Genomic DNA, 20478 nt, shown 5'->3' with positions numbered 1-20478 from the left:
GTCCATTATAGCTGCGACCGGCGAAATGTCTAATTGATTTGCCCCGCCAGGTGACTTTTTTTGTCACTCCCTGGAACTAGGCCCACCACCGGCAATACCCCATGACACTTTCTCAACATGTTGATGGAAAAGTTCTTTTTCACCGTCAAGGAGCAACGATCTCAGAGGGATTCTGCTGATAGGGTGGATTCGATCAGCTGCTATTTCGCATAACGGTTCCAGGACAAAACGCCGTTGCGTCAGCCGTGGATGGGGCAGCACCAGATGCGGGGTGCGCAGGATGCGATCATCGTACAACAGGAGGTCAAGATCAAGTGTCCGGTCCTGATAACCGCTGGCCTGAGGACTGCGCCGGCGCCCGTGACGGTTCTCGATTGCTTGTAGCACCTGGAGCAGATTAAACGGTGACAACCGGCTGTGGACCAAGGCCACCGCGTTGATAAACCAGCGGTTGCTGTCCATCCCCACCGGCTGACTGCGATAGGGCGAAGAAAGCACAAGAGGAGCGATATCGGGATGCTCGTGCAGCGCCAGCCAAGCCGCATGCAGAATCTGCCGCGATTTTCCCATATTTGATCCCATGCCAATGACCGCCTCATGCGCCATAACTTCCCTGGAAGACATCGGCTAGGGACCGCACGACACCAAACGGGCCGGCGATAGGCCGTTAAAAATTGGCCAAATCAAGTACGTCGAACATGGTGTACATGCCCTTGGGTTTATCGACCACCCAGGCGGCGGCGAGAGCCGCGCCACGGGCAAAATTATCCCTGCTGGTCGCCCGGTGGGTGATCTCCAATCGCTCGCCCGCCCCGGCAAAATAGACGGTGTGTTCACCGACGATATCGCCCCCGCGGATGGCCTGGATACCGATTTCACGGTCAGTTCGCTCGCCGATGATACCGTGACGTTCCATGACGCCGACCTCGGCCAGATCACGGCCAAGCGCGGTCGCCGCCATTTGCCCCAATTTCAGGGCCGTGCCCGAAGGTGCGTCTTTTTTCATCCGATGATGGGCCTCGACGATCTCCACGTCGTAGGCATCGCCGAGGATGGCGGCTGTCTTTTCCACCAACTTGAAGAGGACATTGACGCCTACAGCCATATTCGGCGACTGCACGCAGGGAAAATGGTCTTTGGCCAGCGTGCCGATGGCAGCCAGTTCCTCCGGCCCAAGGCCGGTGGTGCCGATAACCATGGCGGTACCGTGTTCAGCGGCTTGGCGGGCAAACTGCACGCTCGCCTCGTGAAAGGTGAAATCGACGAGCACGTCGGCCTGATCGATGACCGATTCCAGCCCTTCAGTGATCCGTACCCCGGTTTCGCCCAGCCCGCTGATGGCCCCCGCATCCTTGCCGATGGCCGGACTGCCCGGCCGTTCAAAGGCGCCGCTGAGCCGCAACTGCGGGTGCGCCTGCACCATGTGAATAATGCGCTGTCCCATCCGTCCGGCCGCACCGGCCACGATAACCCTGATCATCGCCTCTCCTGTCCGTTCGTTCCGTCAATTCCTGCCTTACAGCAGGCCGCAGGCCCTCATATCTTGCTTCAACCGCTCCAAACCGGTTGCATCGATCTCGGTCATGGGCAATCGTACCTCGCTGGAAGCAATCCTGCCCATCAACTCCAGGCCCTTTTTCGCCGGCGCCGGGCTTGGGTAGCAGAACATGGCCCCCATCAAGGAGAAGAGTTCATAGTGCAGTTCCTTGGCCTCGGTCACGTTGCCACCGAGCGCGGCCGCCATCATGGCCGCCATCTTGGCCGGCTGCAGGTTGGAGACGACCGAGATCACCCCTCGGCCACCGATCAGCACCGTGGGCATGGCGGTGAAATCGTCGCCGGACAGCACGATGAAATCCTTGGGACATCCTTGCAGTAGTTCGCTGATCTGGCTGAGATTACCGCTGGCCTCCTTGATGCCGATCACATTGGGGTGGGTGGCCAGCCGGGCCACCGTGGCGGGCAGCATGTTGGTCACCGTCCGCCCGGGCACATTGTACAGCACCATGGGGATGTCAACCGCCTCAAGGATGGTTGTGAAATGCCGATACAACCCTTCCTGGCTGGGCTTGTTGTAATAGGGCACCACTGAGAGCACCGCATCGGCACCACTGTTTTTCGCCGATTCGGTCAACTCGATGGCTTCCAGGGTGTTGTTGGCCCCGGTTCCGGCAATGACTGGCACCCTGCCCCGAACGGTTTTAACGGTCAGTTCGATCACCCGTTTATGCTCGTCAAAACTCAGGGTCGCCGACTCGCCGGTCGTGCCGCAGGGGACAATCCCATGAATGCCGCCTTCAATCTGAAACTCGATCAGATCAATCAGGCTCTGCTCATCAATACTGCCATTGCGCATGGGAGTCACGAGTGCGGTGATCGCTCCCTCAAATCGTTTCATCCTTTTCTCCTTTTCTTCCTTCTCTTGCTTTTTCCGGCCGAATACCCGTCTCGTCATTCTCCTTGGGGCAGACCAGGGATGCGTACACGCCGGCTATGCAATCAGCGACTCAGAGGTCAGTTCACCTCGGTAGATGAGATGGGCCGGCCCCTTGAGCAGGACTTGGTCGACATCCGTTCCCTTCTTGCCGGAAAACTGCACGGTCAGGGCAATCCCCCCTGAGGTGACCATTGCCACCGGTGAATCGGCATAGCCCTTGACAGCGGCAATCAGCGCCCCGGCCACCACCCCGGTGCCGCAGGCCATGGTTTCGTCCTCGACGCCGCGCTCGTAGGTTCGGATACGGAAACCGTCCCCCGTCCTGCCGACGAAATTAACATTGGTTCCCATCGGGGCAAAAACCGGGTGATGGCGAAGTTGACGACCCAGTCCCACCATATCGACCTCGTCAATATCATCGACAAAGATGACCGCATGCGGCACGCCGGTGTCGACGCTGTGGACCATGAACAACTGCCCACCCACCTCGATCTGGCGATCAAAACGAAAGGAATGGGGCGACGTCATCTTGATGGTGGCGGTGGTATCGGCCACTGTGGCCTCAACGATCCCGGCCAGGGTTTCAAAACGCATCCGGGCAGCGGCAATTCCGTGCATGTAGGCAAAACGGGCCACGCAACGGGCGCCGTTGCCGCACATTTCCGCCTCGGAACCGTCGGCATTGAAAAACCGCCATTTAAAATCGGCACGTGTCGAGGGCTCGATCAAAAACAGTCCATCGGCGCCGACGGAAAATTTGCGCCGGCAGACCAGTCGAGCAAATTCCGCCATCCGCTCCTGGGGTATCAGTGGTTTGCGATGGTCAATGATGATGAAATCGTTCCCGGCTCCACTCATTTTCCAGAAAGGGATTGGCAGGGTGATGCTGTTCATGCTCGGCGCCTCTCGTCGCGCTTACGGTTCGATCACGATTTCCTCGGATCGGGCGCTTTCGTTGGCCGGATTGCGCCTGTCGATGGCGGAGACCGAATACAACAGGGTACCGCCAGGCGCCTTGCTATCGATGAACATGGTGTACGGCAGGAATACCTCACCAACACGCACGATCTCTCCACCCGGGGCACGACGGTAGATTCGATACCCGGCCAAATCGTCAAATTCGATTTGATCCCAATACAGTTTCACGCCCACTTCGGTCCTGATTCCTTCCACGCCAGCGGGTACGGGCGGAGGGGTCCGATCAAGCGGCTTGGCCTGGACGGTGGCGCTCAAGGCGCTATGTACCGTGCCGTGGGCATAGGTGTTGGCCGCCTGAACCTGGTAAGTGTACGTTCGGCCGTTTTCCACCTCGCTATCGGTGTAGGCGGTGGCCGCAAGGGGGCCACCGAGTTGGGCCATGGAACCGTTGTCAACACCGCGATAGAGTTGGTAGCGCACCGGTACGGTGAGCGAGGCCCCATCGCGCAGCCGGGTGACCGCCTGCCATTGGAGACTGTTTCTGCCATCCCCAGCAGTTGCGGTCAGGCCCTCGGGTGCCAGGGGCGGGGTTTGCCAGAGGAAGGAAACCTCGTTGGAGTCCTTGGATTCCCGCCACCAGCCGCTCTGACTGCGCACCTTGAAAAAGTAGAGGTTACCAGGCCGCAGATCCTTTGCCTCATAGCTTGCGGTTTTGCCGCCATCAGCGAGCAGGCCGCCGGGCACCTCGATCACGGCGCTGTAGGGAATGGGGCAGGTTTTACAGTAGCTATCCACCGGGATTTCGGCCCGGCAGAGCGCAAAGCCCTCGATTTCCTCCACCGCCTCACCGGTAACCGTTTCCCGGGGATAACTCCATGACAGCACGGCGCCCTGATCCGTCACCTCAGCCTTGAGATCGAGGACCGGGTTGGGCACCACATGCTGCGGCGGAACCGGGTTGTTCTTGACACCGCATCCCAAAGGGAACCACAGGGCCAGCATTGCCAACAAACAGGTTGCTTTCCCGAACCGGCCGCCGCCCTTTTTCATATCGTCATTCCCAGGAGTTGTTCCACTCGCGACAGGGCCTCCTCCACTCTCGCCCGCCCGGTGCCGCCAGCGGAAACTCGGCTATTCACCGACCCCTCAACGGACAGGACCCCGTACACATCGGTCTCGATCAATGCTGAAAAGGATTGCAATTCCGCAAGGGTCAGGTCAACCAGCTCGCAGTTTCGCTCCTGGCAGAAGGCAACGACCCGTCCCACCACGCCATGCGCCTCGCGAAAGGGCATGTTGCGCCGTACCAGGTAATCGGCGAGATCGGTGGCGGTCATGAAACCGCCGCTGGTGGCGGCCCGCAACCGCTCGACATTGAAGGCGGTATGGTCGAGCAGTTCGGCGGTGATCGCCAGGCTGGCCTTGACCGTGTCCAGGGCGTCGAACACCTGCTCCTTGTCTTCCTGCAGGTCGCGGTTGTAGGTCAGGGGCAACCCCTTGACCGTCATCAACAGCGCCATCAGGGCACCAGTGACCCTGCCGGTCTTGCCGCGGATCAACTCGGGAATATCCGGATTCTTTTTCTGCGGCATGATCGACGAGCCGGTGCAGTAGCGATCACCGATCTGGACGAACTCGAACTCCTTGGACGACCACAGCACCAACTCCTCGGACAGACGGCTGAGGTGGAGCTGGATCAGGTTGAGACAGAACAGCATCTCCAGGGCAAAGTCGCGATCACCGGTGGTGTCCATGGAGTTGGCGGTGATGGCGGTAAAGCCAAGCTCCGCAGCCACTGATTCCCGGTCGATCGGCAGACCGGTACCGGCCATGGCCGCGGCACCGAGCGGCATGATGTTGATCCGCTGCCGACAGCCGGCCAACCGGTCGCGGTCGCGGCCAAACATCTCCACATAGGCGAGCAGATGATGGGAGAGCAGCACCGGTTGGGCCCGTTGCAGGTGGGTGTACCCGGGCATGACCACGCCCAGATACTTGCGAGCCAGACGGGCAAAGGCCCGCTGCGTCTCGCACAGCAGCGCGTCCAGGGCATCGGCTTCGTCGCGCAGGTAAAGGCGGAAATCGAGATTGACCTGGTCGTTGCGGCTGCGGGCGGTGTGCAGTTTGGCCCCGGCCGGACCGATCCGCTCGGTCAGGACCTTTTCGATATTCATGTGAATGTCTTCCAGCTCGGGCCGAAAGACAAACTCGCCGCGGTCGATTTCGGCCTCGATCTCGGTCAACCCCTGGAGGATGGCATCCCGTTCCGCCTCGGTGATCAACCCCTGCCGGGCGAGCATCCGCGCATGCGCCTTGGAGCCCATGATATCATGGTGGTAGAGGCGGGCATCGTACTGGATCGAGGCGGAAAAGGCCTCAACCGAGGCGGCAGTGGCCTCACTGAAACGGCCGCCCCACATCTTGCCGGCGGGGTTTGTGCTGTCCACGCTCATTTCATCCGTTGGTGGGCCTGGATGCGCAGGCGCAGGGCGTTGAGGCGGATAAAGCCGGTGGCGTCCGCCTGGTTGTAGACCTCGTCTTCCTCAAAGGTGGCAAAGGACTCGGAATAGAGCGAGTTGGCTGATTTTCGGCCCACGGGGATGCAGTTGCCCTTGTAGAGCTTGAGCCGCACCGTGCCGTTGACCGTGGTCTGGGCATCATCCATGGTCCGCTGCAAGAGGCGCATTTCCGGCGAGAACCAGAAACCGTTGTAGATCAGCTGCGAGTAGCGCGGCACCAAACTATCGCGAATATTGAGCACTTCTCGGTCTAGGGTGATGGTTTCCAGATCGCGGTGCGCGGCCCGCAGGATGGTGCCGCCGGGGGTTTCGTAGACGCCGCGCGACTTCATGCCGACAAAACGGTTCTCGACCATGTCGAGCCGGCCGATGCCGTTGGCCCCACCCAGGCTGTTGAGTTTGCTCATCAGGGCCACCGGACCGAGCCGCTCGCCGTCGATGGCCACCGGTGTGCCCTGCTCGAAATCAATTTCGATGTAGGTGGGCGTATCCGGCGCCTTTTCCGGGCTCACGGTCAGCTTGAACATGTCCTCGTCCGGCTCGTTCCACGGATCTTCAAGGATGCCACCCTCAAAGCTGATATGGAGCAGGTTCTCGTCCGAGCTGTAGGGATTTTTCTTGGTCACCGGCACCGGGATATTGTGCGCCTTGGCAAACTCGACCAGCTTCTGCCGCGAGTTGAGATCCCAGATCCGCCAGGGGGCAATGATGGTCAGCTTGGGGTTAAGCGCCATGTAGCTCAGCTCGAAGCGGACCTGATCGTTACCCTTGCCGGTGGCGCCGTGGCTGACCGCGTCTGCTCCTTCCGCAATGGCGATGCGCACCTGTTCCTTGGCGATCAGCGGCCGGGCCAGCGAGGTGCCCAGCAGGTACGCTCCCTCGTAGATGGCGTTGGCGCGGAAGGCCGGGAAGATGTAGTCACGGACAAACTCCTCGCGCAGATCGGAGATGATCACCTTTTCCGCGCCGGTGGCCAACCCTTTGGCCCGGACCGCGTCCCAGTCCTCCTTCTGGCCGATGTCGGCGGAATAGGCGATGACCGGGCAACCGTATTCATTGGCCAGCCATTTTAAAATAACCGAAGTATCCAAACCGCCGGAATAGGCGAGTACAATCTTGTTGGTCGACATAATTCAACTCTGACGGCGCTCCCAGTGGCGCCTACTCGATCTTTTTGTGTTAATGACCACCGGCGATGAACCGTTCCAGGATCGCCGCATGGATATGCATCTTGTTTTCCGCCTGATCAAAAACCACGCTCTGCGGGCCTTCGAGGACCTCTTCGGTGACTTCCTCGCCGCGATGGGCGGGCAGGCAGTGGAGGACGATGGCATCCTTGTCGGCCTTGGCCAAGAGCGCGCTGTCCAGCTGATAGTCGCGGAACACGCCCAACCGCTGCTCTTGTTCCGCTTCCTGACCCATGGAGGCCCAGACATCGACATTGATCACCGCCGCGCCGCGAATCGCCTCGGCCGGATCGCGCAGGACCACGATCGGCAGCGGGCTACGCACCCGGGCCTTCTCAAGAATGGTCTCATTGGGGCTGAAACCGGCGGGACAGGCTAGAGTCAGGGGAAAGCCGAACACCGAGGCAGCCTCGATCCAGGAGTTGGCCATGTTGTTGCCATCGCCGATCCAGACGGTTTTGGTCTTGTCCAGGGTGCCCTTTTTCTCGATCACCGTCATCAGGTCGCTGAGAACCTGACAAGGATGATGCAGGTCGGTAAGGGCGTTGATCACCGGCACGGTGGCGTAGCGGGCCAACTCTTCCACTACCCCTTGGCCAAAGGTGCGGACCACGATGGCATCAACGTAGCGGGAAAGCACACGGGCGGTATCCTTGAGCGGTTCGCCCCGGCCGAGCTGCGACTCCTTGGTGGACATGAAAATAACCTGTCCGCCCAAGCCGTACATGGCGGCTTCGAATGAGACCCGGGTCCGGGTCGACGGCTTTTCAAACAGCAGACAGATCTTGCGGCCGGCAAGCTGCTGGTGACGGACACCCTGCTTGCTTTCCGCCTTGAGCTCCAGGGCCCGATCAATCAACGCGCGCAGTTCTTCCTGAGTAAAATCGCCCAATGCCAACAGGTGGTTGTTCATAACGCTATCCCATGTAATCCGGGAACAACACCGTATCTCCGCCTCTCAGCCCTCAGGCGCCCAGCCATACCGATGTCTCTCCGGGTAAAAAAACAACTGATACAAAAAAACAGGTCGTTTGCAAAGGGATTTCACCTCGGGAGCCCTGATTGCGGACGATTGCGAACCAGGAAAGGGGGTTAGAGGAGACCAGCGACCGCCTTGTCGAGAAACAGGGCTGAAAGGAGAATTTTCACGCCGATGGCCACCAGGATGACCCCGCCGGCCACCTCGACCCGCTTGCCCCACAGGGCGCCGGCCCGGGTGCCGAGAAACAGCCCCATGACCGTGAACGCACAGGCCACCAGACCGATCACCAGCGATGGAATCCAGATAACCACATCGAGCATGGCCAGGGTCAGCCCCACGGCCAGGGCATCAATGCTGGTGGCCACGGATAGGGCCACCATGGTCAGGCCCCGGCTGGGATCGTTGGTTCGCTCCGTCCCCTCTCCGGCCCCCAGCGCTTCATGGATCATCCGCCCGCCGATATACAGCAACAGGGCAAAGGCGATCCAGTGGCTCCAGGCGGCAACAAAGGACTGCACCGTGAGGCCGGCCAGCCAACCGATCACCGGCATCATCGCTTGAAATAGACCGAAGTGGAAGGCCAAACGGAAACAGGGCCGGAAGGTCAACGGCTGAAGGATGGCCCCGGCGGCCAGGGCCACGGCAAAGGCATCCATGGCCAGAGCCACGGCGACAGCCATCAAGGACAGACTATCCACGAGCAGCGCGATCAGCGGCGGGAAACCGGCTCAGGCCAAGCGGTCAAACACTCGGCAGAGCGCGTCGATCAGCTGGTCGATTTCCTCGTTACTGACGATCAGCGGCGGCACAAAGCGCAACACCCGGTTGCCGGCAAAGTTGATCAGCGCGCCTTGGGCAAACATCTGTTGGACGATCTCCATTCCCAGCTCGATGCCCCGCTCGCTCAGCACCAGCCCGAGCAGCAACCCCCGGCCGCGCACGCCGGTGGCCAGATGCGGATACCGTTCGGCCACCCCCTGGAGCCGTTCGACAAAATAGCGGCTTCTCGCCTGTACCGAGGCAAGAAATCCGTCGCCGAGCATGACCTTGAGCACCTCGACCGCTGCCGCCGCAGCCACCGGATTGCCGCCGAAGGTCGAGGCATGCGTGCCCACGGTCAAGGAGGCGGCGATCTTCTCGGTGGTCAGCATGGCGCCGATGGGCAAGCCGTTGCCCAGGGCCTTGGCCAGGGTCATGATGTCCGGGGTGACGCCCAGCTGCTGGTGGGCAAACAGGGTACCGGTCCGGCCAAGCCCGGTCTGGACTTCGTCGAAAATGAGCAACAACCCATGCCGGTCACAGATGGTCCGGATCGCCTGCAGGTATTCGGGCTCCAGGGGCCGGACACCGCTCTCGCCCTGCAACGGCTCGCACAGGATGGCGCAGGTCTGCGGAGTGATCAGCCCTTCAAGCGTCTGCGGATCGCCGAATTCGGCGTGGATAAACCCTTGCGGCAGGGGCTCGAAACCCTGGTGGAACTTGGGTTGGCCGGTGGCGGCCACCGTGGCCAGGGTGCGGCCGTGGAAGGAACCGGCGAGCGAGATAATCTCATACTTGCCCGGTCCGCTATAAATCCGGGCCAGCTTGATCGCCGCCTCGTTGGCCTCGGCGCCGCTGTTGCCCATGAACACCCGGTCGGCAAAACTGTTGGCCACCAACAGTTCAGCCAATTCGATCTGCGGCTGGGTGTGGAAAAGGTTGGACACATGCACCAGCGAGGCCGCCTGGCGACAGATGGCCTCGGTAACGCGGGGATGACAGTGTCCCAGCGAACACACCGCTATGCCGGCAAGAAAGTCGAGGTACTCCTTGCCATCCGCATCCCACAACCGACAGCCGCTGCCCTTGACCATGGCCGCCGGAAATCGGTTGTAGGTTCCAATAAACACCGCGTTGCCCCGGGCCGCCCACTGTTCGTTGCTCATGCCACCAACTCCGTTCCAATCCCTTTTCGTGTGAAAATTTCCAGCAAAATGGCGTGTTCCTGCCGGCCGTCGATGATATGCGCCTTGGCCACGCCGCCATCGAGCGCCGATTTGCAGCAGTTGACCTTGGGGATCATCCCCCCCTTGATCACTCCTGCATTGATCAGGTCGTCGATCTGGTCGCGGTAGATGGTGGAGATCAGCTCGCCGTTCTGATTTTTCACCCCTTCAACATCGGTGAGCAGCATCAGCTTGACCGCGTTCAGTTCGGCGGCAATGGCCCCGGCCACCAGGTCGGCGTTAATATTGAATGCCTGCCCGTCCTCGCCCACCCCCACCGGGGCGATCACCGGAATGAAATCCTGCCGGTCGAGGGCCTCGAGGATCTCGGGGTTGATTCGGGTGACTTCTCCGACCCGGCCGATGTCGATCAGTTCCGGGGGCCGATCCTCTCCGGCCGGCTTGCCCTGGATGGTCAGCTTGCGGGCCTGAACCAGGTCGCCGTCCCGGCCGGACAGCCCCACCGCCTTACCGCCGCAGTGGTTGATCAGGCCGACGATCTCTTTGTTGACCTTGCCCACCAGCACCATTTCGACCACATCCATGGTTTCGCCGTCGGTGACCCGCATCCCCTGAACATAACTCGGGGTGATCCGCATCTTCTCCAGGAATCGGTTGATCTGCGGTCCGCCGCCGTGGACGATCACCGGATTGATGCCGATGTATTTCATCAAGATCACATCCAAGGCAAAGTTGCGCTTGAGAGTCTCGTCGACCATTGCATGGCCGCCGTACTTGATCACCACGGTTTTCTCTCGAAATTCGCTGATATAAGGCAACGACTCGACCAATACCTTGGCCTTGGCGATTTCTTCTCGTATCATCTGTTTCCTCCCGTCCCGCACAACCCCGTGCGCTCATTGAAAGTCGATCATTTTACCTCTGCCGCCCCCCCCTGTAAACCCTTCAATGCCGGCCAAAGAAAAAGGAGGAACGGCGCGCCTCCTCCCCCTTTACATTTGTCCGATTACAAAGTAATATCCCCCGGTTCTTGCAAAAACCAAACCCAAAACAGTATCGCCCTTTTTTCTCCCGCACTCCAGAGGATACGCTCATGGGGCCTTTGCCTGCTGTCAGCAAACCAATCATCCATCTGACCCTGATCCTCCTGCTTGCCCTCGCCGCACCCTGCCAAGGGGTGGAAGATGCTGACCAACCGATCAGCATCGAGGCCAATCGCATGGTTTCACAGGAAAATCAAAACACGGTCGTCTTCCTGGGCAAGGTCGATGCCCGCCAGGGCAACCTGATCATCCGTTCCGAGGAAATGACGGTTTTCTACAGTGAAAAACCAGCGAATAAAGACGGGCAGCCGTCGACGCCCGGGCCGGGCAACCAGAACACCAGCCAGTTGGAAAAACTGATCTGCAAACAGAATGTCAAGATCAGCGAGGGCGATTGGCTGGGTACCGGCGACCGCATGGATTACTTTGCCAAGGAACGCAAGGTCGTGCTCACCGGCAATGCCAAGGCCTGGCAGGGACCAAACATGGTGGCCGGCAAGACGATCACCTATTACCTGAATGAAAAGCGGTCGGTCGTGGAACAGGACGAAAAATCCAAAGGCAGGGTCAAGGCGGTTATTCACCCGGAATCGAAGAAAAAACCATGAACAGCACCTCTGTTCTAGAAACCTGCGGCATCGTCAAGGAATACCGCAACCGGCGGGTGGTGGACCAGGTCAGCCTGCAGGTGCGCAGTTCATCGGTGGTCGGCCTGCTCGGCCCCAACGGCGCCGGCAAGACCACCACCTTCTATTCGATCGTCGGCTTCATCCGGCCCACCAGCGGCACCATTCTGCTTGACGGCGAGGACATCACCGCGCTGCCGATTCATCAGCGCGCCTCACGCGGCATCACCTACCTGGCCCAGGAGCCTTCGGTCTTTAAAAAGCTGACCGTCGAGGAAAACATCCGCATCGTTCTTGAGCCCTTGGGCCTGCCGCGCAATGAAATCAACCGGCGGATCAGCGACCTGATGGCCGAACTCAAACTGGAGTACCTGGCCGGCAACAAGGGGCACGCCTTGTCCGGAGGCGAACGGCGGCGGGTGGAGATTATGCGGGCGCTCGCCACCAGGCCGCGCTTCATCCTCCTGGACGAACCCTTTGCCGGGGTTGACCCGCTGTCGGTGGCCGATCTGCAAGCAATCATCCGCGAGCTAAAAAGCAAGGGACTGGGTATCCTCATTTCTGACCACAACGTGCGTGAAACCTTGCAGGTCTGTGATTTTGCGTATATAATGAATAACGGTCAAATACTGACCAGCGGCGTGGCCGACGACATCATTCAGAGCGCGGTGGCCAGAAAAATGTATCTCGGCGATAATTTTCACATGTGACGGCATCCGGCTCCTTTCCTCTCCATGGACGACCTCAAACCTCTGCGGCAGACATGATACGGTATGGCACTTGAACTCAGACAGAACCTGAAGCTCGCACAGAAACTGGTGATGACGCCGCAGTTGCGCCAGGCCATCAAACTGTTGCAGCTCGGTCGTCTTGAGCTGACCGAGGCCCTGCAAGCGGAAATCGAGCAGAATCCCATGCTGGAGGAGGCCCCCTCCCTGCTCGAACAACCGGCCAATCCCGAATCCCTCAACGGGGAGGAGAATGCCTACCAGGCCGAAGCCACCGTCACCGACCGGATCAAGGGCGACGATCCGGCCACCGTGGCCGAGGTCAACTGGGAGGATTACGCCAACAATTTCGACACCGACATCGCCTTTTCCCACGAAACACCGCCGGCCGACGCCCCCTCCCAATTCGACTTCATTTCCGCTGTTCCCGGCCTGGCGTCCTACCTCCAATGGCAGCTGACCCATCTCGACCTCAGCGAGCAAGACGCCGACCTGGCCACGTTCATCGTCTGCAACCTCGATGGCCACGGTTTTCTCGATGCCAGCATCGAGGATATCTGCGCCTACGGCCACTGTACCGAGGAGGAAGCCGAGGGAGTGCTGCGGCTGGTACAGAGCCTCGATCCACCGGGCATCGCCGCCCGCGACATCCGCGAATCCCTGCTTCTGCAGCTCGATCGGCTCGACGCCGATGATCCTCTGCCCTCCCAGATCGTCGAGCAGCACATGGATCTGTTAGAGTCGCGCAACTACGCGCAGTTGGCAAGAGAACTCGGCGTGCCGCTGAAAAAAATCACCGAAGCGGTGGCCGTGATCCAGGAATTGACCCCCTATCCCGGCAACGAGTTCAGCAACGAGCAAACCAACTACATCGCGCCGGACGTCTACGTCTACAAGATCGACGGCGAGTTTGTCATCCAGCTCAACGACGAGGGGTTGCCGCAGCTCCAGCTCTCCAGCGAATACCAGCAGCTGCTCAAGCAGAAGAACGCACTCAACTCCGAGTCGCGCGGCTACCTGCGAGAAAGCAAGCGCAACGCCGAATGGTTCATTAAATCGATCGAACAGCGACAGCGGACCATCTACCGGGTCATGGAGAGCCTGCTCAAGTTTCAGCGGGATTTTTTTGAGGACGGGCCAGCGGCGATGAAGCCCCTGATCCTGCGGGATGTGGCCGAGGATATCGGCATGCACGAATCGACCGTCAGCCGGGTGACCTCGAACAAGTATGTTCATTGTCCCCAGGGCATCTATGAGCTGAAGTATTTTTTCAGCACCGCCGTGCCCAACGCCGATGGCGACAGCGTGGCCGCCGAGGCCATCAAGACCCGAATTCGCCAGTTGATCACCAACGAAAATCCGGCCAAGCCGCTGAGCGACAACAAGATTTCCGAACTGCTGGCCAAGGAGAACATCACCGTTGCCCGTCGCACCGTAGCCAAGTACCGAGAACAACTCAAGATTCTTCCGGTCAAGCACCGCCGGAAAACCAATTAGCCAAAAGAGGCGGTGCTCGTGCCCGGGTTAGACAAAGACGCAATCATTCTCGACATGAAGGCCGCCACCAAGGAGGGAGCGCTGCGGGAACTGGCCGGCCTGGCCGCGACCCAGTGCGGCCGCTTCACCGAAGAGGTGCTCTACAAGGTCCTGCTTGAACGTGAATCCGTGGGTTCCACCGGCGTGGGCAACGGCGTGGCCGTCCCTCACGGCAAGATCGAAGGATTGGACGAGATCCTGCTGTGCTTTGGCCGCAGCAAGGCGGGCATCAACTTCGACGCCATCGACAACCGTTCGGTCTACCTCTTCGTGCTGTTGCTGTCTCCGGCGAGCAAGGGGGGAGAGTACCTCCACACCCTGGCCCGGGTCAGCAAGATTCTCAAACAAGACGCCAACCGCCAGCAACTGCTGGAATTCACCTCCCGCGAGGAGATCGCCGCCCTGTTTGCCGCCGATCCGGGCACGGCCTGAGTGCCGCAGGCCGCCCCCGGACCGGGTTCATCCCTACCGTCTCAGCTGCGGATCATCTCCGCGATTTGAAATGCCATCTCCAGCGATTGCTCGGCATTGAGCCGTGGATCGCAGGTGGTCAGATACCGCTGGCCCAGTTGGGCGTCGGACAATTGACGCGCACCGCCGATACATTCGGTGACATCGTCACCGGTCAACTCGAAATGGACCCCGCCGGGGACCGTTCCTTCCACCCAATTCAGCTCGAAGAAGCAGCGCAGCTCGGAGAGAATATTCTCGAAATCCCTGGTTTTGTGTCCCGATTCAGCCTTGAAGGTGTTGGCGTGCATCGGATCGCAGGTCCACAGCACGTGCAGTCCGGCCTTCTTGACCGCCCGCAGCAACGGCGGCAGATGCTTTTCGATGGCCTTGAAACCGAAACGGGTGATCAGGGTGATCCGCCCCGGTTCGTTGTCCGGGTTGAGCCGCTCGATGATGCGGAGTATGTCGTCGCTGTCGTAATTGGGCCCCACCTTCATGCCCAGCGGATTGCGCACGCCGCGGAGGAACTCGACATGGGCGCCGTCGAGCTGCCGGGTGCGATCGCCGATCCACAGCATGTGGGCCGAGCAGTCGTACCAGCCGCCGGCAATCGAGTCCTCGCGGGTCAGGGCCTCTTCGTAGCCAAGGAACAGGGCTTCGTGGGAGGTGAAGAACTGAGCCTCCTTGAGCTGCGGGATATCGGTGGAAATGCCGATGGTCTCCATGAATTTGAGCGCGTTGCTGATCTGCTTGGCCATGCGCTCGTAGGACCGCCCCATGGGCGATTGCTTGACGAACTCCTGGTTCCAGGCCTGGACCCGGTGCAGGGAGCCGAAACCGCCACGGGTGAAGGCGCGCAGCAGGTTCATGGTCGCCGCCGACAGGTGGTAGCCCTTGAGCAGGCGCTCCGGATCGGGGATGCGCGCCTCCAGCACCGGATCGGCGGAGTTGGCCATGTCGCCTCGGTAGCTGGGAATCTCCATCCCGTTAATTTTTTCGGTGTCGCTGGAACGCGGTTTAGCATACTGGCCGGCAATGCGGCCCACCTTAACCACCGGCTTGTTGCCGGCATAGGTGAGAATGACCGCCATCTGCAGCAGCACCTTGAGGGTTTCGCGGATGTTGGGCGCGGTGCAGCGGGAAAATTCCTCGGAACAGTCGCCGCCCTGGAGAAGAAAGGCCTCGCCTCGGACCGCTTTGGCGAGCATGGCTTTCAGATCCCTGATTTCGCCCGCAAAAACCAACGGCGGCAACAAGGAAAGGGTCTGAATGATCTCGTCGTAGCGTTCCTTGTCCGGCCAGTTGGGTTGCTGCAGGGCGGGGAAATGGTGCCAGTTTGTCTTGTTCCAGTTGCGTGTCTTCTCCATGGTCGTCGTGTCAGTTAGAGGTTCACTGAAGATGATCGACCGCGCCCGGCGGCGCGGCGTGATCAGATGGGTCATGCGGCTGTGGCCGGCAGCTGCTGCCAAAGCAGCAGACCTCCACATCAAAAACATTGAGAATGCGCAACGCCTGATCGCGCTTTTCCGCATCGGCGAACGGCTCGAAAACGCATTCCCGCACCAGCTCTCCGGCGCGGGCCCGGTCGGGGATGCAGTCCATGCCGGTAGCCAGCACCTTGCCCCGCGCGGTTTCCAACAGTTCCGCATCGCGGCCGTTGGTGACGATGGCCAGCGGAATACGGTAGGCCGGTTCCAGCACGCGGGCAGCCGCGACCGCCGCGTTCTCGCGGGTCACCAGGGAACCGGGGCCGTAACGGAGGATGAACAGCCGCCTGCCCGCAATGCGCGCGGTCAGTTCGATCAGGGTCTGCACCCGGATGTTGTTGTAGCAGGAATCGATGGTCAGTCGCGGCTCCAACTCTTCCCTGGCATAGCCGAGCTGCTCCACCAGCCGGCGAGCCAGGGCTTGGCGTACCCGTTCGTCGTCGGTGTCCGGCAGCACGTGGCCGGTGAGGTAATCCCGCAATTCACCGTACACGATATGGTGTCCCGAGGTATCGATCATGGCGCATCCTGAAAAAAAGATGAACAAACGGGAGGGAAACGGCGTTATGGCGCGCATCGGCCGGAGCTGTTGTCGGCATTGACTTTCCAGCTGTCGGCCGCAACTCCGCATGTGGCGATTCCGTGACCAGCGACAATCGATGTAAGTAATCGTTTAACGATGTTTTTGTCAATCCTCAATTTTAACCGTCGCCCGGCTGCCGGAGAGAAAGGCTCGCCCCATTCGCCCGCTGCGTGTATGATCGGTGAACTGTCCGGGTGCCACGCAAGCCGGCGCGGCATCCAATCACCCATCCACCAACTCCCTTCAGTGACCGTCGATGACCAACCTCACTACCTCCCATGCCCCCACCGGCCAATGGCTGAAAATCTCCCTCTTTTGCCCCCTTCCCCTACTGGAACCGGTCAGCGATCTCATGGGCGTGCTCAGCGGCTCCGGGGTGGAACAGAGTCCGGAAACCGATGCCGGCGCCCTGGTCAGCGGTTTTTTCCGTCTGACCGCCGACGATGCGGGGCGTCCTTCGCACAGTGCTGAACAGATCCTGACCGAGGTCACCGAACGGATGACCGAACTCTTTGCCCTTTACAACCTCGTCCCGCAAACGCCGACCACCACCCTGCTGGCCGACGAGGACTGGGCCACCAGCTGGCAGCAATATTTCAAACCCTTCGAGATCGTCTCCGGCTTGGTGATCAAGCCTTCCTGGGAGGCGTATCAACCTGCCCCCGGACAACAGGTGATCGAAATGGATCCGGGCATGGCCTTCGGCACCGGTCAGCATGCCTCGACCCGGATGGCGCTTGAATTGATCAAAGGCAGCATGGAGTCGATTCAGCCGCAAGAGGCCCTGGACGTGGGCACCGGCACCGGCATCCTGGCCATGGCGGCAACTCGGTTCGGCGCCAAGCGAGTGATCGCCATCGACAACGATCCGGATGCGGTGGCCGTGGCGCGAGAAAACATCGAAAAGAATGGACTCGCGGGGCGGATCGAGGTCAGCGCCACACCGGTGACACAGATTCAGGGCAGCTTTCCCCTGGTCTGCGCCAACATCGTCCACGACGTGCTGGTGGACATGGCACCGGCACTAGCCGCCCTGACCGCTGCCGGCGGCCACTTGGTGTTGGCCGGCATTCTTCGCGGCGGGCAGGAGGCCAATATCCTCGGGGTCTATGGCAACCTTGGCTGTGCATCGCTTGATCGCCGCTACCAGGATGAATGGGTGGCACTGCTGCTGCGCCGACCTTGAAACGTCGTCCGATTGGTGGCGTCAGCTCCCCTGAAGCAGGGCAAACTCCCCGGCGGCAATGCCGGGGAGTGAAGACTCAATAATCGAAGGCTGCTCTTTTCCGGCAGAGAAGCGGCCGATGCAAATGTCCACGGACAACGACAGATCCCTCCTTCCGCTGTATCCTGATGAAATATCCTTATTTTTTCGAAGTGTTATCGTTTCCATCTGAAAAAAAACTGTAAATTTTTGTAAATTGCCTAACCGACAGGCACAGGGAGGCTTTATGGTTGACGAGTTCCATCTCAATTGAATCACCTTGAACATCTGGCGCTCCTCCATGCGGATCTTGCTCATCGACGACGACACCGAGCTGTGCGACCTCCTGACCGAATACCTCGAACAGGAGGGGTTTGCCGTCTCGGCCTGCCATGAGGCCCAACAGGGATTGACGACCGCTCTCGCCGGCGATCATTCCTTCCTGATTCTCGATGTCATGCTCCCCGGCTTCAACGGTTTTGACCTGTTGCGCAAGATCCGGCAAGCGTCCACGGTCCCGGTGCTGATGCTGACCGCCCGGGGCGATGAAGTCGACCGGATCGTCGGCCTGGAATTGGGGGCCGATGATTACCTGCCCAAGCCCTTCAACCCGCGTGAACTGGTGGCCCGGATCCGGGCCATCCAACGTCGAGGCGAAAACGGATTGGGCAACCGGCGCACCGCGCCCGGCAAGCTGCTTGCCGACGACATCGTCCTTGATCCTGGCACCCGGACCGTCTGGCGGCACGACGTCGAAATCCCGCTGACCACGGTGGAATTCGCCCTGCTCCATGCCCTGCTCAAACGGATCGGCCAGGTGGTCAACCGCGAGGAGCTGGCCATGGAGGCGCTGGGCCGCAAACTGGAGCTGTTCGACCGCAGCATCGATGTCCACATCAGCAGTCTGCGCAAGAAATTGGGCCGCAACGTCAACGGCATTGAACGAATCAAAACCGTGCGCAGTGTCGGTTACATGTACATCTGCCCCTAACCCCCCAACCGATCGGACATGCGCAGCATCTTCTTCCGTCTCCTGCTCAGTTTTTCCCTGACCATCCTTCTCACCGGAGTGATCAGCGGCCTGGTGATGTACTCCCTGTCCCGCCGGTCGGTGGATTCCTTCCGCCACGATTTCCATCGTCAGATGCAGGCCAGCATCGCCCGTTCGATCGTGCTGATGGGCCAGGCCGCACAGGTGATGCGCCAGCACCGTGGCGAGCGAGCGTTCAACCTGTATGTCGAGGAAATCCAGGCGTCGATGCGAACCCGACTGTATCTACGCGCCGGCGACACCGTCGTGCCCGTCGACCCCGCCCTCCCCTCCGAGCTTGTCCGCTTGGCCGATACCGCCGTCGCGGGCGACCAACCTCTCATTCGGGACGACGGTCGGGAACTGTTGGTGATTCAGCGGCTGCGTGCCCCGGACGGAGCCTCCTACGCGGTGATCGGTTTGCACCGTCTGGGCCCACCTCCGGGCCTGGACGGCCCACCCCCGGGCCGGCCAGACTTTTTCCCCGACAATGGTCCAGGACGGCCAACGCAACCTCTGCCGAAGCCGCCGCCGCACCCTCCTTTCTTCGGCCGAGGCCAATGGCTGCGCCTGGTGGTGTTTCTCGCTGTCGCCGGGACCATCTGCTATCTGCTGGCCCGATCCTTCAGCGCCCCCCTGGAACGACTGCGCCGCATCAGCCGCCAGATTGCCGGCGGCGATCTCTCGGCGAGGGTGGGCGCCTCATTGGGCGAGGCGGGCAACGAAATCGGCGATCTGGCGAGGGATTTCGACCACATGGCCGAACAGATGGAAGAAATGGTCAACAACCAGAAACGGTTGTTGCGCGATATTTCCCACGAACTGCGCTCCCCGTTGGCTCGGCTGAACCTGGCCCTGGAGCTGGCACGAAAGCGGTTCCAGGCCGAGGAAGATGGTAATTTGGACCGAATCGGCCGTGAATCCGAACGCTTGAACAACCTGATCAGCCAACTGCTCTCCTTGACTCGCAGCGAGGCCTTCACCATAGACGCCAACACGCCCAGGGTCGCCCTCGCCGAACTGGTGCGGGACGTCGCCCAGGATGTTGATTTCGAGACCCGTCACCTGGGCAAGGGGGTCGTGGTCGGCGAGGTGGCCGAGGCATCGGTGCCCGGTTCCCCTGAACTGCTGCGGCAGGCCATTGAAAACATCATCCGCAACGGCGCCACCTCCACCCGGTCAGGCAGCCGCGTGGAGGTCTGTTTGTTTACCCGGAAAAACAGCTCAACGACAAACGCGCAGGCGGTCATCCGCGTACGGGATCACGGTCCAGGCGTGCCGGAAGACAAACTCCCCCACCTCATCGAACCCTTTTTCCGGGTGGCCGAGGCCAGGGACCGCAACACGGGCGGCACCGGACTGGGGCTGGCCATTGCCCATCACGCAATCCGGCAGCATGGCGGATTGCTGCACTTCCGCAACGCCCCCGACCAGGACGGGCTGATTGTCGATATCCGGCTGCCGCTCGACCAGGCATCACCGCCGGAGCAGACCGCGGCTCAGGACGCAACTTTTTCTTGACGCCCAGTCGACTCTGTGCTATTTAGCCATTCTCGAAATGAGGACGGTTGCTCAACGCGCCGTCATCCTTTCAACGCACATTCCTCGGTAGCTCAGTCGGTAGAGCAGGTGGCTGTTAACCACCCTGTCGGCGGTTCGAGTCCGTCCCGGGGAGCCAGAACGCACCAGGCCTCTTTTCTCCGGAAAAGAGGCCTTTTTTTTGGCTGTCCGGCCAGCGGCGCAAGGAGGCCGGGCTGATCAGGAAGACGCTGTCAACAGCATATGCCCGCTCCAGCCGC

Annotated in this window: 21 protein-coding genes and 1 tRNA gene; 8 read left to right on the top strand and 14 right to left on the bottom strand. The window is 60.6% G+C overall.

The window, feature by feature from the left end; all coding sequences use genetic code 11:
* Positions 1-63: 63 nt before the first annotated feature.
* The 11 genes from folK to argB all read right to left on the bottom strand — a co-directional run bounded on the left by folK (position 64) and on the right by argB (position 10852).
* Positions 64-582, bottom strand: coding sequence for a 2-amino-4-hydroxy-6-hydroxymethyldihydropteridine diphosphokinase (gene folK, locus DESPR_RS02565; protein WP_272867043.1), 519 nt, complete (start codon positions 580-582; stop codon positions 64-66).
* A gap of 85 nt (positions 583-667) precedes the next feature.
* On the bottom strand, positions 668-1480 hold the full coding sequence (gene dapB / locus DESPR_RS02560; protein WP_015723250.1) for a 4-hydroxy-tetrahydrodipicolinate reductase: 813 nt from the start codon (positions 1478-1480) through the stop codon (positions 668-670).
* 36 nt (positions 1481-1516) lie between these two features.
* Positions 1517-2398: a 4-hydroxy-tetrahydrodipicolinate synthase gene (dapA, locus tag DESPR_RS02555; RefSeq protein WP_015723249.1), complete on the bottom strand. Its 882-nt coding sequence runs from the start codon at positions 2396-2398 to the stop codon at positions 1517-1519.
* A gap of 93 nt (positions 2399-2491) precedes the next feature.
* Positions 2492-3331, bottom strand: coding sequence for a diaminopimelate epimerase (gene dapF / locus DESPR_RS02550; protein WP_015723248.1), 840 nt, complete (start codon positions 3329-3331; stop codon positions 2492-2494).
* A gap of 21 nt (positions 3332-3352) precedes the next feature.
* Positions 3353-4405 (bottom strand): fibronectin type III domain-containing protein, encoded by a 1053-nt coding sequence (locus tag DESPR_RS02545; RefSeq protein WP_015723247.1) that lies wholly within the window; start codon positions 4403-4405, stop codon positions 3353-3355.
* Entirely contained in the window at positions 4402-5808 is a 1407-nt protein-coding gene (gene argH / locus DESPR_RS02540; protein ID WP_015723246.1) for an argininosuccinate lyase, read from the bottom strand. The genes DESPR_RS02545 and argH overlap by 4 nt, the downstream gene beginning before the upstream one ends.
* Entirely contained in the window at positions 5805-7004 is a 1200-nt protein-coding gene (locus tag DESPR_RS02535; protein ID WP_015723245.1) for an argininosuccinate synthase, read from the bottom strand. Before DESPR_RS02535 ends, argH begins: the two co-directional genes overlap by 4 nt.
* A 49-nt stretch (positions 7005-7053) precedes the next feature.
* A complete protein-coding gene (gene argF, locus DESPR_RS02530; protein ID WP_015723244.1) occupies positions 7054-7974 on the bottom strand; it encodes an ornithine carbamoyltransferase in 921 nt (306 codons plus the stop codon).
* Between the two features lie 179 nt (positions 7975-8153).
* Positions 8154-8741, bottom strand: a complete 588-nt coding sequence (locus tag DESPR_RS02525; RefSeq protein ID WP_043769572.1) for a manganese efflux pump — start codon at positions 8739-8741, stop codon at positions 8154-8156.
* Between the two features lie 30 nt (positions 8742-8771).
* Complete coding sequence (locus tag DESPR_RS02520; protein WP_015723242.1) at positions 8772-9968, bottom strand: acetylornithine transaminase; 1197 nt, start codon at positions 9966-9968, stop codon at positions 8772-8774.
* Complete coding sequence (gene argB / locus DESPR_RS02515) at positions 9965-10852, bottom strand: acetylglutamate kinase (protein WP_015723241.1); 888 nt, start codon at positions 10850-10852, stop codon at positions 9965-9967. The genes DESPR_RS02520 and argB overlap by 4 nt, the downstream gene beginning before the upstream one ends.
* 230 nt (positions 10853-11082) lie before the next feature.
* On the opposite strand from argB, the gene lptA reads away from it, so the two are divergent.
* The 4 genes from lptA (at position 11083) to DESPR_RS02495 (ending at position 14354) form a co-directional block, all read left to right on the top strand.
* Positions 11083-11640: a lipopolysaccharide transport periplasmic protein LptA gene (gene lptA, locus DESPR_RS02510; RefSeq protein WP_015723240.1), complete on the top strand. Its 558-nt coding sequence runs from the start codon at positions 11083-11085 to the stop codon at positions 11638-11640.
* Positions 11637-12368 (top strand): LPS export ABC transporter ATP-binding protein, encoded by a 732-nt coding sequence (gene lptB, locus DESPR_RS02505; RefSeq protein ID WP_015723239.1) that lies wholly within the window; start codon positions 11637-11639, stop codon positions 12366-12368. Before lptA ends, lptB begins: the two co-directional genes overlap by 4 nt.
* 63 nt (positions 12369-12431) lie before the next feature.
* Positions 12432-13883: an RNA polymerase factor sigma-54 gene (rpoN, locus tag DESPR_RS02500; protein ID WP_015723238.1), complete on the top strand. Its 1452-nt coding sequence runs from the start codon at positions 12432-12434 to the stop codon at positions 13881-13883.
* 18 nt (positions 13884-13901) lie between these two features.
* A complete protein-coding gene (locus DESPR_RS02495; protein ID WP_015723237.1) occupies positions 13902-14354 on the top strand; it encodes a PTS sugar transporter subunit IIA in 453 nt (150 codons plus the stop codon).
* 41 nt (positions 14355-14395) lie between these two features.
* Here DESPR_RS02495 and DESPR_RS02490 read toward each other — a convergent pair whose 3' ends face one another.
* On the bottom strand, positions 14396-15742 hold the full coding sequence (locus DESPR_RS02490) for a class II 3-deoxy-7-phosphoheptulonate synthase (RefSeq protein ID WP_015723236.1): 1347 nt from the start codon (positions 15740-15742) through the stop codon (positions 14396-14398).
* A gap of 22 nt (positions 15743-15764) precedes the next feature.
* Positions 15765-16382, bottom strand: coding sequence for a type I restriction enzyme HsdR N-terminal domain-containing protein (locus tag DESPR_RS02485; protein ID WP_015723235.1), 618 nt, complete (start codon positions 16380-16382; stop codon positions 15765-15767).
* A 319-nt stretch (positions 16383-16701) separates the two neighbouring features.
* Here DESPR_RS02485 and DESPR_RS02480 point away from each other — a divergent pair, with 319 nt between their 5' ends.
* Positions 16702-17631 carry a 50S ribosomal protein L11 methyltransferase gene (locus DESPR_RS02480; protein ID WP_015723234.1) on the top strand — a complete coding sequence of 310 codons (930 nt, stop codon included), beginning with the start codon at positions 16702-16704 and terminating at the stop codon, positions 17629-17631.
* 21 nt (positions 17632-17652) lie between these two features.
* On the opposite strand, the gene DESPR_RS02475 is transcribed toward DESPR_RS02480, so the two are convergent.
* Complete coding sequence (locus DESPR_RS02475; protein ID WP_043769568.1) at positions 17653-17967, bottom strand: hypothetical protein; 315 nt, start codon at positions 17965-17967, stop codon at positions 17653-17655.
* Here DESPR_RS02475 and DESPR_RS02470 point away from each other — a divergent pair.
* The 3 genes from DESPR_RS02470 (at position 17951) to DESPR_RS02460 (ending at position 20357) form a co-directional block, all read left to right on the top strand.
* Positions 17951-18640 carry a response regulator transcription factor gene (locus DESPR_RS02470; RefSeq protein ID WP_015723233.1) on the top strand — a complete coding sequence of 230 codons (690 nt, stop codon included), beginning with the start codon at positions 17951-17953 and terminating at the stop codon, positions 18638-18640. The two genes, DESPR_RS02475 and DESPR_RS02470, sit on opposite strands and share 17 nt — an antisense overlap.
* An 18-nt stretch (positions 18641-18658) precedes the next feature.
* Complete coding sequence (locus tag DESPR_RS16955; protein WP_015723232.1) at positions 18659-20200, top strand: ATP-binding protein; 1542 nt, start codon at positions 18659-18661, stop codon at positions 20198-20200.
* An 81-nt stretch (positions 20201-20281) separates the two neighbouring features.
* A tRNA-Asn gene (locus DESPR_RS02460) sits at positions 20282-20357 on the top strand.
* Positions 20358-20478: the final 121 nt, after the last annotated feature.

Origin of the sequence: Desulfobulbus propionicus DSM 2032 (assembly GCF_000186885.1) — a bacterium.
In the GTDB taxonomy this organism is placed as follows: domain Bacteria; phylum Desulfobacterota; class Desulfobulbia; order Desulfobulbales; family Desulfobulbaceae; genus Desulfobulbus; species Desulfobulbus propionicus.
The sequence above is the reverse complement of the archived record's forward strand: the minus strand, read 5'-3'. Positions and strand labels throughout refer to the sequence as shown.

Excerpts from the sequence above, each read along its gene's own strand:
- DESPR_RS02545 (WP_015723247.1), bottom strand. The coding sequence starts at position 4,405 with ATGAAAAAGGGCGGCGGCCGGTTCGGGAAAGCAACCTGTTTGTTGGCA.
- DESPR_RS02490 (WP_015723236.1), bottom strand. The coding sequence starts at position 15,742 with ATGGAGAAGACACGCAACTGGAACAAGACAAACTGGCACCATTTCCCC.
- dapB (WP_015723250.1), bottom strand. The coding sequence starts at position 1,480 with ATGATCAGGGTTATCGTGGCCGGTGCGGCCGGACGGATGGGACAGCGC.
- DESPR_RS02470 (WP_015723233.1), top strand. The coding sequence starts at position 17,951 with ATGCGGATCTTGCTCATCGACGACGACACCGAGCTGTGCGACCTCCTG.
- dapA (WP_015723249.1), bottom strand. The coding sequence starts at position 2,398 with ATGAAACGATTTGAGGGAGCGATCACCGCACTCGTGACTCCCATGCGC.
- lptB (WP_015723239.1), top strand. The coding sequence starts at position 11,637 with ATGAACAGCACCTCTGTTCTAGAAACCTGCGGCATCGTCAAGGAATAC.
- rpoN (WP_015723238.1), top strand. The coding sequence starts at position 12,432 with ATGGCACTTGAACTCAGACAGAACCTGAAGCTCGCACAGAAACTGGTG.
- dapF (WP_015723248.1), bottom strand. The coding sequence starts at position 3,331 with ATGAACAGCATCACCCTGCCAATCCCTTTCTGGAAAATGAGTGGAGCC.
- argB (WP_015723241.1), bottom strand. The coding sequence starts at position 10,852 with ATGATACGAGAAGAAATCGCCAAGGCCAAGGTATTGGTCGAGTCGTTG.
- folK (WP_272867043.1), bottom strand. The coding sequence starts at position 582 with ATGGGATCAAATATGGGAAAATCGCGGCAGATTCTGCATGCGGCTTGG.
- DESPR_RS02485 (WP_015723235.1), bottom strand. The coding sequence starts at position 16,382 with ATGATCGATACCTCGGGACACCATATCGTGTACGGTGAATTGCGGGAT.
- lptA (WP_015723240.1), top strand. The coding sequence starts at position 11,083 with ATGGGGCCTTTGCCTGCTGTCAGCAAACCAATCATCCATCTGACCCTG.
- DESPR_RS16955 (WP_015723232.1), top strand. The coding sequence starts at position 18,659 with ATGCGCAGCATCTTCTTCCGTCTCCTGCTCAGTTTTTCCCTGACCATC.
- DESPR_RS02475 (WP_043769568.1), bottom strand. The coding sequence starts at position 17,967 with ATGAGCAAGATCCGCATGGAGGAGCGCCAGATGTTCAAGGTGATTCAA.
- DESPR_RS02535 (WP_015723245.1), bottom strand. The coding sequence starts at position 7,004 with ATGTCGACCAACAAGATTGTACTCGCCTATTCCGGCGGTTTGGATACT.
- DESPR_RS02520 (WP_015723242.1), bottom strand. The coding sequence starts at position 9,968 with ATGAGCAACGAACAGTGGGCGGCCCGGGGCAACGCGGTGTTTATTGGA.
- argF (WP_015723244.1), bottom strand. The coding sequence starts at position 7,974 with ATGAACAACCACCTGTTGGCATTGGGCGATTTTACTCAGGAAGAACTG.
- argH (WP_015723246.1), bottom strand. The coding sequence starts at position 5,808 with ATGAGCGTGGACAGCACAAACCCCGCCGGCAAGATGTGGGGCGGCCGT.
- DESPR_RS02480 (WP_015723234.1), top strand. The coding sequence starts at position 16,702 with ATGACCAACCTCACTACCTCCCATGCCCCCACCGGCCAATGGCTGAAA.